This window comes from Klebsiella sp. MS 92-3 (assembly GCF_000195655.1).
GTDB classification, from domain to species: domain Bacteria; phylum Pseudomonadota; class Gammaproteobacteria; order Enterobacterales; family Enterobacteriaceae; genus Klebsiella; species Klebsiella pneumoniae.
The window spans coordinates 5,453-6,043 of sequence record NZ_GL882826.1; the positions used below are offsets into that span (position 1 = coordinate 5,453).

1 protein-coding gene is annotated in these 591 nt (G+C 60.6%); it reads right to left on the reverse strand.

Annotated features, from left to right (window positions below):
* Positions 1–591: FAD/NAD(P)-binding protein (locus HMPREF9538_RS09655; protein WP_009485567.1), on the reverse strand; the 591-nt coding region annotated here is incomplete at both ends.

A 591-nucleotide genomic window follows, 5' to 3' on the forward strand; every position in this document is an offset into this window, starting at 1 on the left:
CCCAGGGCGGCATCAATCGCGCTTAATGAAGTCCCAAGGATCCCCACCCGGCAGGGGGCAATGCGGGCCTCCATCAGGCCGGTCCACGGGCTGGGGAAGTACTGTCGGCTGGCGCGCTCTTCTTCAGGCCACAGATGGCCGGTGGCAATCGCCACCAGGTCGACGATTACCGGGTCTGCTGCACTATCGGTGTGGATGGCGATCCCGGTGGACTGAACCGCAATATCCGTGACTTCACAGGATTCACAAACGCTAATCACAAAGCCGACGTCCCGGGCCCGCTCAACGAGGTACAGAAAACGGTCGCGATAGTATTCGCCGAGGATAACCCGCGGCAGAAACTGGCGCTCATGCAGGGCGTGCCGTTCAAGCCCGCGCGCCGCCAGCCAGTCATCGCTTTGCTGCTGCAGCCATTGCAGGTAGGTCAGGTCGATGGGGGGGATCTCAATGCTGGCAATATTGGCCAGCATTTGCGCCGCGGTATTATCGTCACTGTAGGGCATACCCACCCCGGCCTGCGCCTCTTTTTCAAACAGGGTGATGGCCAGCGGCTCACCGCGCTTCACCAGTTCATAAAAGGTGTAAATCCCC